This window comes from Methylocystis sp. (genome assembly GCF_051061225.1).
Classification (GTDB): Bacteria; Pseudomonadota; Alphaproteobacteria; order Rhizobiales; family Beijerinckiaceae; genus Methylocystis.
In genome coordinates, this window is the sequence record NZ_JBPFEB010000040.1 from 20,575 (window position 1) to 33,518 (window position 12,944).

Annotated in this window: 11 protein-coding genes and 1 pseudogene; 10 read left to right on the forward strand and 2 right to left on the reverse strand. The window is 59.3% G+C overall.

Annotated features, from left to right (window positions below; translation table 11 throughout):
• Nucleotides 1-22 precede the first annotated feature (22 nt).
• The 10 genes from ACR652_RS08425 to ACR652_RS08470 all read left to right on the forward strand — a co-directional run bounded on the left by ACR652_RS08425 (nucleotide 23) and on the right by ACR652_RS08470 (nucleotide 11,941).
• The gene (locus tag ACR652_RS08425; protein ID WP_434506069.1) at nucleotides 23-1,012 is read left to right on the forward strand and encodes a glycosyltransferase family 2 protein; all 990 of its coding nucleotides are present in this window, start codon (nucleotides 23-25) and stop codon (nucleotides 1,010-1,012) included.
• Nucleotides 1,009-1,554, forward strand: coding sequence for an FAD-dependent oxidoreductase (locus ACR652_RS08430; protein ID WP_434506070.1), 546 nt, complete (start codon nucleotides 1,009-1,011; stop codon nucleotides 1,552-1,554). Before ACR652_RS08425 ends, ACR652_RS08430 begins: the two co-directional genes overlap by 4 nt.
• Nucleotides 1,539-2,753 carry a glycosyltransferase family 4 protein gene (locus tag ACR652_RS08435; protein ID WP_434506071.1) on the forward strand — a complete coding sequence of 405 codons (1,215 nt, stop codon included), beginning with the start codon at nucleotides 1,539-1,541 and terminating at the stop codon, nucleotides 2,751-2,753. The genes ACR652_RS08430 and ACR652_RS08435 overlap by 16 nt, the downstream gene beginning before the upstream one ends.
• Entirely contained in the window at nucleotides 2,753-3,880 is a 1,128-nt protein-coding gene (locus ACR652_RS08440; protein ID WP_434506072.1) for a glycosyltransferase, read from the forward strand. Before ACR652_RS08435 ends, ACR652_RS08440 begins: the two co-directional genes overlap by 1 nt.
• 52 nt (nucleotides 3,881-3,932) lie before the next feature.
• On the forward strand, nucleotides 3,933-4,967 hold the full coding sequence (locus ACR652_RS08445) for a glycosyltransferase family protein (protein ID WP_434506073.1): 1,035 nt from the start codon (nucleotides 3,933-3,935) through the stop codon (nucleotides 4,965-4,967).
• Nucleotides 4,968-5,020: 53 nt separating this feature from the next.
• Nucleotides 5,021-5,788 (forward strand): class I SAM-dependent methyltransferase, encoded by a 768-nt coding sequence (locus tag ACR652_RS08450; protein WP_434506074.1) that lies wholly within the window; start codon nucleotides 5,021-5,023, stop codon nucleotides 5,786-5,788.
• Between the two features lie 53 nt (nucleotides 5,789-5,841).
• Nucleotides 5,842-7,263: a hypothetical protein gene (locus ACR652_RS08455; protein ID WP_434506075.1), complete on the forward strand. Its 1,422-nt coding sequence runs from the start codon at nucleotides 5,842-5,844 to the stop codon at nucleotides 7,261-7,263.
• A gap of 45 nt (nucleotides 7,264-7,308) precedes the next feature.
• Nucleotides 7,309-9,258, forward strand: a complete 1,950-nt coding sequence (asnB, locus tag ACR652_RS08460) for an asparagine synthase (glutamine-hydrolyzing) (protein ID WP_434506076.1) — start codon at nucleotides 7,309-7,311, stop codon at nucleotides 9,256-9,258.
• Between the two features lie 416 nt (nucleotides 9,259-9,674).
• Entirely contained in the window at nucleotides 9,675-10,337 is a 663-nt protein-coding gene (locus tag ACR652_RS08465) for a glycosyltransferase family 4 protein (RefSeq protein ID WP_434506078.1), read from the forward strand.
• 386 nt (nucleotides 10,338-10,723) lie between these two features.
• Nucleotides 10,724-11,941: a DegT/DnrJ/EryC1/StrS family aminotransferase gene (locus ACR652_RS08470; RefSeq protein ID WP_434506077.1), complete on the forward strand. Its 1,218-nt coding sequence runs from the start codon at nucleotides 10,724-10,726 to the stop codon at nucleotides 11,939-11,941.
• A 45-nt stretch (nucleotides 11,942-11,986) separates the two neighbouring features.
• Here the strand turns inward: ACR652_RS08470 and ACR652_RS08475 are convergent.
• Nucleotides 11,987-12,699, reverse strand: a pseudogene (locus ACR652_RS08475) (IS5 family transposase).
• 117 nt (nucleotides 12,700-12,816) lie between these two features.
• Nucleotides 12,817-12,944, reverse strand: a 128-nt coding sequence (locus ACR652_RS08480) for an integrase core domain-containing protein (protein WP_434506079.1), incomplete at its 5' end; no start/stop codon positions are given.

A 12,944-nucleotide genomic window follows, 5' to 3' on the forward strand; every position in this document is an offset into this window, starting at 1 on the left:
TCGCCTTCCCCCGGAGGCGGCCGTGACTGGGGTCGGCGCCTCCCATTCGGGCGCGCAGCCGCTGAGTCGTTCGGCGCCAATGGGCGCCCAGCGGCTTTCGTTGACGGTCGTCATCCTCACGCTGAATGAGGCGCTCCACATCGAACGCTGTCTGCGTAATGTTTTGCCGCTCGCCGAGCGCGTGATCGTCGTGGACAGCTTTTCGACCGACCGAACGGTGGAGATCGCGCGCGGCCTCGGCGCCGATGTCCATCAGCGGGCGTTCAGGAATCAGGCGGACCAGTTCCAATGGGCGCTGGACACAATCGCCATCTCTAGCGACTGGGTCATGCGGCTCGACGCCGACGAATATCTAGAGGCCCCGCTCATCGAGGAAATGCGCGCCCGCTTGCCGGACCTGCCGGCGGGGGTCACCGGCGTGCGGCTGAAGCGCAAGGTCATTTTCCGCGACGCCTGGATAAGATGGGGGGGCTATTATCCAACCTCGCTGCTCAGACTCTGGCGCAACGGCGCCGCTCGCATGGAGCAGCGCTGGATGGACGAGCACCTCATTCTCCTCACAGGCGACGCCATCGACTTCGACAAGGACTTCGTCGATCACAATCTCAACGACATCACCTGGTGGACCGAGAAGCACAATCGCTTCGCGACTCGGCAGATGGTCGACTTCATCAGCCTCGAGCAACCGCTGTTTCCAGTTGACGGCCGTTTGGCTCAGTCGATGACGCATCAGGCCGGCTTGAAGCGCTTCCTGCGCAACAAGGTGTTTGCACGCGCGCCGCTCTATTTGCGCTGCGTCCTCTATTTTCTGTTGCGCTATTTCGGCAGGCTCGGTTTCCTCGATGGCCGGCAAGGTTTTGTCTTCCATTTCCTGCAGGGCTTCTGGAACTGGATGCTCGTCGACGCCAAGATCGACGAGGCTCGTATGTTCATCCGCCAACGTGGACTTGAAGCTTTCAAGGCGCACCTGAGGACCCGGCACGGGATCGACGTGGAGGCCGGTCCGCAATGACGGCATGGGTCGAGCTGGCGCAGGTCTCGGGGCGGCGCTACGACGTTTATGTCGTCGGCGCCGGTCCCGTGGGTCTGGCGGCGGCCGTGACGCTGGCGCGTCGCGGCCTTCGCGTGCTGGCGCTCGAGGCAGGGGGGCAAGGCCGAGCGCCGACTCACTCAAGCCGGTCCGCGCACAGCTCCTCGATCCATCTCGGCACGCCGCCATGGATATCGCTGTCGCGCGCGCTTTCGGGGGAACCAGCTGGTTGTGGGGTTGCAGATGCGTTCCCCTGGGCCCCATCGACTTTACCGCCCGCGCCTGCGTCACCCCATGGTTATGGCGGGATGCCTTTCGACCGCGCGATCCGCGCCGCCAGGCTGGGTCTGGCACTTCTAGAAAACGTAAGGGGAGCGGTAGTGGTATCCATGTTCGACGCCGGACGGCTTGAATTCAATCTCGCTCGTGTTGGAGCCTGCCGAACACGCGACCCCGCGCGTTTGTTCCTTGCGCTGGAAGAGCGGCTCGGGCGCAAGAGGGGTAGCTCATGGCTAAACCGATAGTTCTTACACTGCTCGGCGTATTTTGGCCGGGAAATGACGCGACCGGCCCGAACCAGAGCTTCAGGGGGATGACTGAAACCCTGTCTGATGATTTTTCTTTCCACGTGGTGGCGAGGGACCGGGGCTCCGGAGTCCGAAACGCGGTGCGGTCGAGCGGCGTCTGGACCGAGCGCGACGGGGTGAAGGTCCGATACGCATCGGTCGGCCCTCAGGGCGCGCGCGACCTGGGCGAGATTCTGCGGACGACACCACATGATATGCTGATGCTCAACGGCTTTTTCGACCGGGAATTCACAATCCCGACGCTGCTGCTGCGCCGTCTTGGGCGCGTGCCGCTCAGGCCGACGATACTGTCGCCGCGGGGCGAGTTCGCCTCCGGCGCGATGAGCCTCAAATCGGGCCGCAAGGCCGCATGGCGCGCGATGGCGCGCAGGACCGGCTTGCTGCACGACATCTGGCTCCATGGTTCGACCGAAAGCGAGGCGGCGGACATTGCGCGCGGCCTCCCGGGGGCGCGCGGCTATTTAGTCGCGCCGGATATCCGAGGCCTGATTGAGCCTTGCCCGCATGCGCTGGCGACGGAGCCGGTTTGCCGGTTGACGTTTCTGGGGCGGATATCGCCCGTAAAGAATCTTGACTATGGGCTCGCGCTTCTGGCGCAGACGAGCGCCAGGGTTGCGCTGCGCATTTTTGGCCCATGCGAAAACCCGGCCTATTGGGAGCGTTGCCAGCAGATCATTGCCGGACTGCCGCGCAATGTCGTGGTGAGCTATGAGGGCGAGATCGCTAACGCCACGGTTCCGCGGGTTATGGCCAATACGGATCTTTTGTTTTTGCCGACCAAGGGCGAAAATTTCAGCCATACTATCTTCGAGGCTCTCTCCTGCGGCGTACCAGCGTTGATTTCGGATATGACCCCCTGGCGTGATCTTGAGCGCCATGCGGCGGGCTGGGATCTGCCGCTTGATGACCCCGGCGCATTCGCGCGCGCGATCGACGAATTCGCGAGCTTTGCCAGTGACGCGCGCGCAAAGCTGCGCCTCGGCGCGCGGCGACTCGCCGAGAATTTTGTGCGCGAGGGCGACGCCGTAGGGCAAAATCGCGAGCTCCTCAACAAGGTTCTCGGTGGTGTGGCTCAGGCGCGTATTAGCGAGACAGACGTCTTCCCCGCCGCAGCGCCTCACAAGGAGCAGTCCTGATGTCTTCTCTGGTTGTCCTGCAGCGCCAGGTGTCGCAGCTAGACGAACAGGTCTATGCGCGCTTGCATACGCTCGACCCCGGTTGCTGCGAGGTCATCTATTGGAACGACTACGGCCTATCGCGGATGATGCCCGACCCCGAGCTGGGCGTCGTTCCGGATCTTAACGAGGAGGAGGCCCCTGTCTATCCCTGTCGCTGGATGGATAGCCGCCGTGAAGGCCTCGAGGCGGTGCGCGCCGCCCTGATCGCGCTGCGTCCGCGACTGGTGATCCTCTCCGACATCCCCCAGGGACAACGACTGTGGCTTTCGCTCATGCTGCGCAAGCGGGGGATAGAAGTCGCCCTTCGCAGCGACAAGAATACGATCTCAGCCACTGCCCGCTCGGGCCTTGCGCTATCGTTCGAGCAGCAGGTCGTCCGCTTCGGCTATGGTGTGATGGCGCCGGTCAGCCCATTGACGGCCAATTACTACGGTTGGGCGGAGAGCCGCAAATCCGTGCTGTTTCCGTATACAACGAATGAGCGCAAGTTTCGTAAAGACCGCGCGACGCGGGAGGCGCGGCGGCGCGCGATCCGGCGCCAACTTGGCATACCGCTCGAGGACCATGTTTTCTTGTCTGCGACTAAATTCGTGGACCGGGAACGCCCGTCGGACCTCGTCGATTGCTTCGCCGCGGTCACAGGCGGCAACCCGAATACACATCTGATCGCCCTTGGCGCTGGTCCTCTGTTGGAGCCTTTGAAGGCGCGCTGCGCGGGCCAGCAGCTTACGCACATCCATTTTCTCGGATTCATCCCCTTCCGTCAGCTCCAGGACTATTTCTTTGCCGCCGACACCTTCCTACATTTGGCCGCCGTCGGACCTTGGGAGGTCTCGCCGCAGGACGCGCTCATAGCTGGCCTGAGCCTCATCACCAGCGATACGGTCGGCTCGGGTCGGGTTTTTCTCACCGATCGGCTTGCGCGCTTTCTCGTTCCGCACGGGAACAACGCGGCCGCGATTGCCCGCATGACTGAGCTGTCCGCTCGACCCGACGCAGGAAGGCAATTCGAACCCGCCGCTCAATCGGCGTCCGCTTATACAGTTGAAGCTTCCGCTGGCCGCCTTCTGGAGTTTATGGCGTAAAATCGCCCAGCGACGCCTTGTCGCATTCATCTTACTGGAGCAACTTTTTTCCATGAAGCTTCTCTATTTTGGCCCTCTCTATCCAGGCTCTACTACGGCGCAACGTCTGGAGGCGTTCGCAGCGCTGCCTGGCGTCGAAGCGGTCGGATGCGATACGTGCGCGCGCCCGACGAAAAAAAACGGACTGTACCACCGGGTGCGCTGGAGAATGCGCTGGCCTATCGACAGCCTTGGCGAAAACCGCAGCCTTGTCGAGGCGGTGGCGGCTGAAAGACCCGACATTGTGTTTGTGGACTCCTGCCGCGTCCTGACGCGACGAACTTTGAACGAACTTCGCCGAAGCGGCGCGGGAAGCCTCGTATTCTACTCGCCGGACGATATCATGGGCGCCCACAATCTCAGTTGGCAACTCCGGTCGAGCTTTCCCGACTGGGACGTGTTTTTTACCACTAAGACGTTCAACATCGCGGAGCTCGCAGGAGCCAAAGTACGGCTTCCTTACGCTATAGGAAAGTCGTATGACCCCAAGCTTCACAGACCACTTTCACGGCAGGAGGTCGGCCCCGAATTTGAACGGTTCGATTGCGTGTTCGTGGGGGCATATGAAGCAGAGCGCTGCACCAGCATTAATCGTCTCGCAGAGGCGGGACATAGTGTGGTTGTTTACGGCGGGGTTGTCGCCGGCTGGTCGGGATCGAAGCTACACCCAAGTGTTACACTGCGCGATCTAGCGTTCAATGAAGAATACACGCGCGCGCTCCATCACGGGAAGATAGCGCTCTGTTTCTTACGCAAGCTGAATCGCGATCGCATCACGCAGCGCACCATGGAGATCACCGCATGCGCACGGCCGATGGTGGGTGAGAAAACGGATGAGCATGATCAGCACTTCAAAGACGGCTTGGAGTATCTCGGCTTCACCGACGACAAGGATCTTCTGAACAAGACGGCCGCACTGATCGCCGACCCCAAAACTCGCTCGGCGCTCGGCGCCGCGGGACGCGAGCGATGTCTCGTTTCCGCTTACTCAAGCCTTGACCGGGCGAAGGAGATGCTGAACGTGATGATCAAGGCCGGACACTCATGAGCTTGCGCTGGCTATAGCCTTTCCAATCTCCGTTTGTGAAGCACAAGGACGCCATGCAACTGAACGAACGTACCGTGCACCCGCGCTATTCAGGTTATGAAGTCTGGAAGGCATGGGACAAGCCGTTCACTTATTCGGCGGAGGATGACGCATACTTCGCCGGTGAGACTCGAGGCATCGTGGTTGCTGGCGGGCGGCTTCTTGAAGTTGGCTACGGTTCTGGCAGTTTCCTAGCCTGGGCCCGTGACAAGGGAGCGGAAGTCGCAGGAGTGGAAATCATTCCCTCGCTTGTCGAGGCGGCGGCCCGCGCTGGAATCGAGACGCTTCCGCCCACTCTCGAAAACATCAAGACCACTATCGCTCCCTTCGATACAATCGTCGCTCTCGACGTCTTTGAGCATCTTACTTTGGGAGAAATCAGGCATTACCTACACGCCTGCGCCGCTTTGGCTGCCGAAAGGTGCCATCTCTTGCTACGGTTCCCAAACGCCCAAAGTCCCTTCGGCCTTGCGCCCCAAAATGGTGACGCAACCCATGTCTCGCAGCTCTCACAGGGCGTCTTCGAGCAACTTATTCAGGACACACCGTGGCGGATCGTGCGCTATGCGCCTGCATATCGTTTGCATGGAGGCGGTCTTTTCAAGCGGCTGCGGCGATGGGCGCAATATGCCGCACGGGACCTCATTTCGGCTTTTTTGAATGCAACGTATAATCAGACGATACCGTGGGACCCAGTCGTTGTCTTGGTGCTTTGCCGGAAAGATTGCGACACAGCCGGCGCGACTCTATCCGGTGCCAACGTAAGTGCGGTCAAAAAATGACACGAGCGCAAGCCTCAGACGTCCCTATCGCGCCGCCTTGGGAGTTGGTCGCATTGTTGACGCTTGTCGTTTTTTATCTTGTGCTTGGTCAAGCCACAGACGTGGACATTCTTATGTTCACCAATACAGTTGGGCCCGTTGCGCTCGTTGGCACCCTCGGTCTCTCAGCAACCCTTTCCGCGATGCGCGATACCAACAATCTCTGGGTGCCTTTGTTCTGGTTTCGCATTTCCACAATCGTTTACTTCGGGATTGGCTCGCTCGTGCCTTTATATGGAAGCTTGGCCACTCGCGAGTACATTAATTTATTTTTTCCGGTTACGGATCAGCAGATATTGGACACTAATCTACTTGTTGCGGCTTCGGCATTGATAACTTTATTGGGGGCAAATGTTGCTCTCGTCTTATTCAAACCGCCTAGAAGAGATTCACCGCAAAATATCCGGAGTCTTTTCTGGGTTGGCATTTCGTTTGCTATAATCGGTTTTGCGGTAAAGCTGTTGCTCGTCATTCCCTATACCATTGGCCAAGGAGGCGGCGAAGCGCTGCCGGGCGTTGTTCTCAATCTGAGTTCTCTTGTGCCCGTCTCCATCTACCTGCTGACGCGTTACACCTTGCTTGCCAAGCGGAAAATGCTTCCGTTGGTGCTATTTCTTCTTCTCATGGACATGGGAGTAAGCATTCTAACCTACAGCAAGGGAGCGGTCATAATTTCGGCGATGATGTTCATGCTCGGCTACCTTAGCCAGGGCGTTAATCGCTTTCGAATTCTGATCAGTTCAGCCAGTATGTTTTTGCTTATGGCTCTCCTGGTGCCAATCAGCGATTACGCCCGGAATGAGTCGGGCAGGCGTTTTGGAACCGTCTACGGCGGAACGCTTAGCGATCGCTTCGACATCACTCAGAGCTATTTCGGAGATGAAAATAGCATCGGGCCTATGGACGGGGAACAGAAACAAGGTGTGTTTACGCGTATATCATACACAAACGCGGCGGCGTTCGCCATGCACCTTTATAATTCCGGTATCAAGAGCCACACGCTCGAAAACCTTTGGGTGCTTCCGATTCCTCGGTTTCTATGGGAAGAAAAGCCCGCCATTACAGACATCGGCATGGATTTCAATGAACTTGCGGGGGGATCCCGTAGCTCTGGTTCGGCTCCTGGCTTGTTCGCTGACGCCTATTGGAACTTCGGCTGGTGGGGACTCCCCATCCTGATGCTACCGTTGGGCTTCATTTATGCTCTGATGTCGCGATATGCCCTCTGGGTATTGATCAACGGGCGCTGGATCCTGTTCGTTGTCGTAATGTTATGTATACGCATGGGCTTTCGTGTCGACGGGTTCTTAATCACCGATATTTTTGGGCCATTGTTTATCGTGCTCGCGGGACACTTCTGTCTCGTCCAAATCGATAAATTAATGATAAAGGCGGCTAAACACAGAACAGCCTCGGCACCGGCCCTGAACGCCTGACTGCCCGGCCGGATCAAGTAAAGAACTAGAGAGGGGGCGGCTAGCATGTGTGGGATTGCGGGTTTTGCCGGGTCAATGTCAATGGATGCGCTTCGCGGAATGGCTGCCCGCATCTCGCATCGTGGACCTGATGGCGAAGGTTATTTCTTTGATCCGGCCGCAGGCGTGGGCCTTGCGCACAGAAGATTGGCAATCATTGACCCGACTAGCGCCGCAGCTCAGCCGATGTCGAGCTGCTCTGGCCGTTACCAGGTCGTTTTCAACGGGGAGATCTACAATTTCCGCGAACTCGCAAAAGAGTTGACAGTTCACGGCTATGCGTTCAACCCGAATTCGGATACCGCGGTCCTGGCCCCGCTCTACGATCTCTATGGCATATCCTTTCTGAAGAGGCTTAACGGCATCTTCGCCTTCGCGATATGGGACGCTTATGAGCAAGAGTTAATCATTGCGCGTGACGCGTTTGGCGTGAAACCCCTGTATTACAGTCAATCGCGTGGAGACACGCTGGTGTTTGCGTCCGAACTGAAAGCGCTCGCGCCGCATCTAGTCAATCCGCAACTCGATGAGCAAGCAGTCCTTGGTTACCTGGCTAACTTATGGAGCGCAGGACGAGCGACCCCATTCAAGGCGGTCCATAAGCTGCTGCCCGGGCATATTATCCGGTGCAGGCCACAAGGCGGCGTTACTGAGATCCTGCGATGGTGGGACGGCGCTCCCGCAGCGCGCAGCGACGGCGATTGCAGCACGAAAGACCTGGCCTCATCGGTAGCCGAGGCCTTCGATCTCGCTGTCGCCCGGCAATGCGTCAGCGACGTGCCTCTTGGCGCCTTTCTCTCGGGGGGTGTGGACTCAAGCGCCATTGTCGCCTCGATGGTGGCGAGCGGCATCGCGCCTAGTCGAACCTACTGCATCGTCCTCGAGGGCGCGTCAATGGCGAGCGAAGGATTCGGAGATGACGCAGCCTATGCGCGCCAGATGGCCGAACAGCTCGGCGTCCCGCTGACGATGGTTCCGGTGTGCGAGCCGACCCCTCACGAGATCTCAAACCTCTCCGTTATGCTCGATGAACCCACCTTCGATCCTGCCGCGCTCTATGTTGCTTCCATCGCGCAAACGGCGCGTGCCGACGGCATTAAAGTCTTGCTGGGCGGCACTGGCGGCGATGATATTTTTACCGGCTACAGGCGCCATCGCGCGGCTGTCCTGCGACAGCGTCTTGGGCCCCTTGCTGGCCTGCTGAGTTACCTGCCGGCCGCCGCACGGCAGGAGGGAAGGGGAGCGCTCGGCCGAAGGCTGTCTCGGCTGAGCTACATGATGGCTGGCACTGAGGACGAGTTCCTGCTGCGCGCGTTCGAGTTCAATCCCGTGGCGGGCGCAGCCATGTGTCTCGCGCCGGATTTCGCTCGCGCCGCATCGCACGCCGGGCCGGGCTGGTTGGCTCAGTCTTTATCCGAGACGAAGGGACGCGCGTTACTCGATCGGATGCTGGATCTGGAGCTGCATGGATTTTTGCCGGACCATAATCTAAATTACAACGACAAGGCGGCGATGGCGCATGGCGTAGAGGTGCGTGTGCCCTTTCTCGACGCTGATCTTGTCGCGCTTGCGGCAGGAACACCGTCTTCGGTTAAGCAGCGGGGGCTGGCTGATAAATGGATCTTCAAGCGCGCAATGGCGGATCGCTTGCCCCCAGCAGTGCTCACCCGGAAGAAGACGGGTTTCGGCGCGCCCCTGCGCAACTGGATCAGGCGGCCGCCGCTCAGAACATTCATTGAAGACACGGTCGCGTCCAGATCATTCCGCGAGCGGGGCGTTTTTGCACCTGCCGCAGTGCGTCTGCTTATCGACGAGACTCTTTCGGGGCAACGCGACGGCACTTATTTGATCCTCGCCGTAATATTTGTCGAGCATTGGCTTCGCCACTTCCTTGACCGATCGGGCTCACGAACGGGCCTTGCGATTCACGCAGCTGCTCAGCCGGAGGTTCCGTGACAAAAACCTGCTTTATTGGAACAGGCACTGTCGCCGACTCGGGGGGCGGGATTGCGAGGGTCGCGCGACTATCCATTCGCGCGCTTTCCGACGCGGGCGCCGAGCCAAGGATTGTCTCACTCCTCGACCGCGGCCGAATGTCCGTCGCGGGAAAAAGGGTGCGAAGCTGCGCCGGCAACAAGGCTCTGTTCGCCGCCTTGGCCCATGGCATGACATGGCGCAGCGGCGCAGCTCTTTATGATGCACTGGGCGTGTCGCGCGCCCACCCATGGTGGGGGCCATCAAGCCAGAGCGCTGCAGCCTGGATTCACGGCGTGGAGGTATGGCACGGCCTGTCGCCCGCTTACAGGCAGTCGTTGAACCGCCTCGGGCTTGTCTTTTGCAACACGAGCTATACGCTTCGGCGGCATGAGGAGATGCACGGCCCCCTGCCGCAGGCAAAGGTCTGCTGGCTTGCGACCGAGGAGGACGATCCGCCAGAACGAGCAGCGTCTTTCTCGGGGCCGCCGGTCGCTCTCATTCTCGCCCGGATCGACGCGTCGGAGGGAATGAAAGGTCATGATGAACTGATCGACCGATGGGCGAGCGTCATCTCCGTGGTGCCGGGCGCCAGGTTGGTCATCGCGGGCGGCGGCAGCGGGTTGGCGTCGATCAAGCGAATGGCGGGCGACTCTGGCGCGGCTCACGCGATCGATGTTCTCGGTTTTGTTGAGGCCGCGCGCATCCCAGGGCTGTTGGAGCGTGCACACGTCCTGGCAATGCCGAGCCGCCAGGAGGGTTTTGGCGTCGCCTATATCGAGGCCATGCGTTTCGGGCTGCCTTGCATCGCCTCGCGGCATGACGGCGGGCAAGAGGTTAATTTAGACGGCGAAACAGGCTATAATGTAAATCTGGGGCGTCGAGATGATCTCACGGAGCGGCTCATCGAGCTGCTTAGCAATCCAGCGCGAGCCCAGGAAATGGGGCAGCGCGGCCATGCGCGCTGGCGCGCGCATTTCCGTTACTCGCAATTTTCTGCGCGCTTCCAGCAAAATTGGCGCGACTTCATGTCCCAAACCGAGACAGGCCACGGAGCATGAAGGTGGCAGAGGGGCCTCGAAATGTGACCCTCGGCACGAATATAGGTGGGCAGTCAGGCAATCGACGCTGATCACAGCATGTGGAAAGGACGCGCCCTGGAGGTGGAAACGGCATGGGCTTGCATTCGGCGCTGGCGCGGCTCAGCTGCGCATGTCCGCTTACATGTCGATCGTGCGCGGCTGATATGAAGGACTTCGGGTAGTACGCCAACGCCGTACCGGTGCCGCGCAGCCTGCGCCGCCTTGTCATGCAAGTAATATGCGCCCAGAGCCTCGCCCCCACGGCCAATGCTCGCGGCTCCCTGCCATTCGCCACGGCGCGCAAGGCCGCCGATTGATTAGCGCTTGAAGAGTGTTGACCGCTGACCCGACTCTCTGGAGGCTCGATGAACATAATCCGCCACCAACTGCCCCCGGCCACGAAGAAACCCACGAAGTTAGTGCGCTCCAGGGCCGACCTTGCCATCAACGGGGCTCAGCCCGCCTTCGCTGAGGCGCTGCACGTCGGGCGTCCAAACATTGCGAGCACTGAAAGATTTTTGGAACTTATCAGAGGCGCGCTGGATCGGAGATGGCTCACCAACAATGGTCCCTTGGTTGAAGAGCTCGAGCGGCGCATAGCAGATTATCTTGGCGTGAAACATTGCGTTGTCATGAGCAACGGTACGATCGCGCTCGAGATTGCCATTCGTGCACTCGAGCTCAAGGGCGAAGTAATTGTCCCCTCCTATACCTTTATCGCAACGGTGCATGCGCTTTACTGGCAGGGAATCACGCCGGTATTTGCTGATATCGATCCCGACACTCACAATCTCGATCCGGCCGCTGTCGAGCGTATGATAACGCCGAAGACCTCAGGAATCATCGGGGTCCATCTCTGGGGGCGACCGGCGCCGGTACGCGCGCTCGAGGATATCGCCAGCTCGTACGGGCTAAAGCTGATGTTCGATGCTGCTCACGCGCTTGGCAGCAGCTACGACGGGCGCCTCGTTGGGCGCTTTGGAGCAGCCGAGGTCTTCAGCTTCCATGCTACCAAATTCTTCAATTCAGCGGAAGGGGGCGCGGTCACGACCGAAAGCGACGAACTGGCGGATAGGATACGGCTGATGCGCAACTTCGGCTTTGCCGGACTGGACAACGTCGTGTTTCCAGGTACTAATGGAAAGATGACCGAGCTTTGCGCTGCGATGGGCTTGGCCAATTTCGAGGACATAGAAAACGTAGTGGAGATCAATCGCGCCAATTACATCGCCTATAAGAAGGGAATGGACCGCATAGAGGGGCTGCGGATCAAGCTGATCGATGAGAATCAATACAATAACTTCCAGTATGTCGTAGTCGAGGTAGACGACAACTGCCCCGTAAGCCGAGATGATATTGTTTCTGCGCTGAAGGCGGAGAATGTCCTTGCGAGAAAGTATTTTTGGCCGGGGTGCCATAAGATGCAACCCTATCGCGACTTATTCCCCCACGCTGGGCTTGCCCTTCCTAGCACGGACGCCGTAGCTGGTCGTGTCATCGTTCTGCCGACAGGGTCCGCGGTCAACCCTGCAATGTGCGCAGAAATTGCCGACATTCTGTCGGCCATATGTCGGGTTGCTTGAGAAAGCGCTGAGCCGTGCAAGCTTCCTCCTAGGGCCTGTTGGGATTCAGCGTGAATTTATGACGGCTCCAGCGAGGCAGATCATAGCCGAGAAACTCTCGTCCGTTTTGTCGGCGCGCATGGCAATGCGCTTAAACTCTTTCAGCTTGCAGAAGTAGTTTTCGATCAGGTGTCGCCACCTGTATATCTCTTCATCGATGGTGCGTGGTTGGCATCGACGCGGATGCTGCGAGATAACGACCTTCGCGCCGCGTGCATCAAGATCTGCGATGATAGCGTTGCTGTCGAAGGCCTTCTATGCGATCAGCGCCTCGAAGGAGTGACCTTCGATCAACGGTGGCACGTCCAATGCATCGAAGCGCTGTCCCGGCATGAGCCGGAACCGCATGAGATTGCCGAGCGCATCGGTGAGCGACAGGATTTTCGTAGTCATGCCCCCTCTGGACTCGCCGATGGCCTGGCTCGAAGTCCCCCTTTTGCTCCCTGCCCATGACGGTGGACTTTCACGATAGTCGCATCGACCATGGCGTATTCCATATCGGGTGTATCCGAGACTGCGTCGAAGAGGCGCTTCCACACATCGGCTTTCACCCAATCACGAAAGCGCGTGTAGACCGTGCTCCAATTGCCAAAGGTTTCCGGCAGATCACGCCAGGGGCTTCCGGTCCACACAATCCACAATACCGCCTCGATAAAGAGGCGCTTGTCCTTACCGCTGCGTCCAGGGTCACTGGCCTTACCCAGACACAGCGGTGCCATCTTCGCCCATTGATCGTCGGTCAATACGAATTCAGTTTGTTTGAGATGCTGCAGCTCGCCTGGGCACTCGCGCTGATAGCGGCCCAAGGCGGGGAGAGGGCTAACTGTCACTTCTGATCAGGTTGTTCCGAGGAGAGCCTGAGTGGGCGGTCGTCGGTTTAGGGCCGAATGAGGCCTGCGGTCATTATACCACGAGAGCCATCGGTCGAGATCGGCGGCGCGCGCATCGGATGATTTGAAAGGAA

Excerpts from the sequence above, each read along its gene's own strand:
- ACR652_RS08430 (WP_434506070.1), top strand. The coding sequence starts at position 1,009 with ATGACGGCATGGGTCGAGCTGGCGCAGGTCTCGGGGCGGCGCTACGAC.
- ACR652_RS08435 (WP_434506071.1), top strand. The coding sequence starts at position 1,539 with ATGGCTAAACCGATAGTTCTTACACTGCTCGGCGTATTTTGGCCGGGA.
- ACR652_RS08440 (WP_434506072.1), top strand. The coding sequence starts at position 2,753 with ATGTCTTCTCTGGTTGTCCTGCAGCGCCAGGTGTCGCAGCTAGACGAA.
- ACR652_RS08445 (WP_434506073.1), top strand. The coding sequence starts at position 3,933 with ATGAAGCTTCTCTATTTTGGCCCTCTCTATCCAGGCTCTACTACGGCG.
- ACR652_RS08450 (WP_434506074.1), top strand. The coding sequence starts at position 5,021 with ATGCAACTGAACGAACGTACCGTGCACCCGCGCTATTCAGGTTATGAA.
- asnB (WP_434506076.1), top strand. The coding sequence starts at position 7,309 with ATGTGTGGGATTGCGGGTTTTGCCGGGTCAATGTCAATGGATGCGCTT.
- ACR652_RS08465 (WP_434506078.1), top strand. The coding sequence starts at position 9,675 with ATGCACGGCCCCCTGCCGCAGGCAAAGGTCTGCTGGCTTGCGACCGAG.
- ACR652_RS08470 (WP_434506077.1), top strand. The coding sequence starts at position 10,724 with ATGAACATAATCCGCCACCAACTGCCCCCGGCCACGAAGAAACCCACG.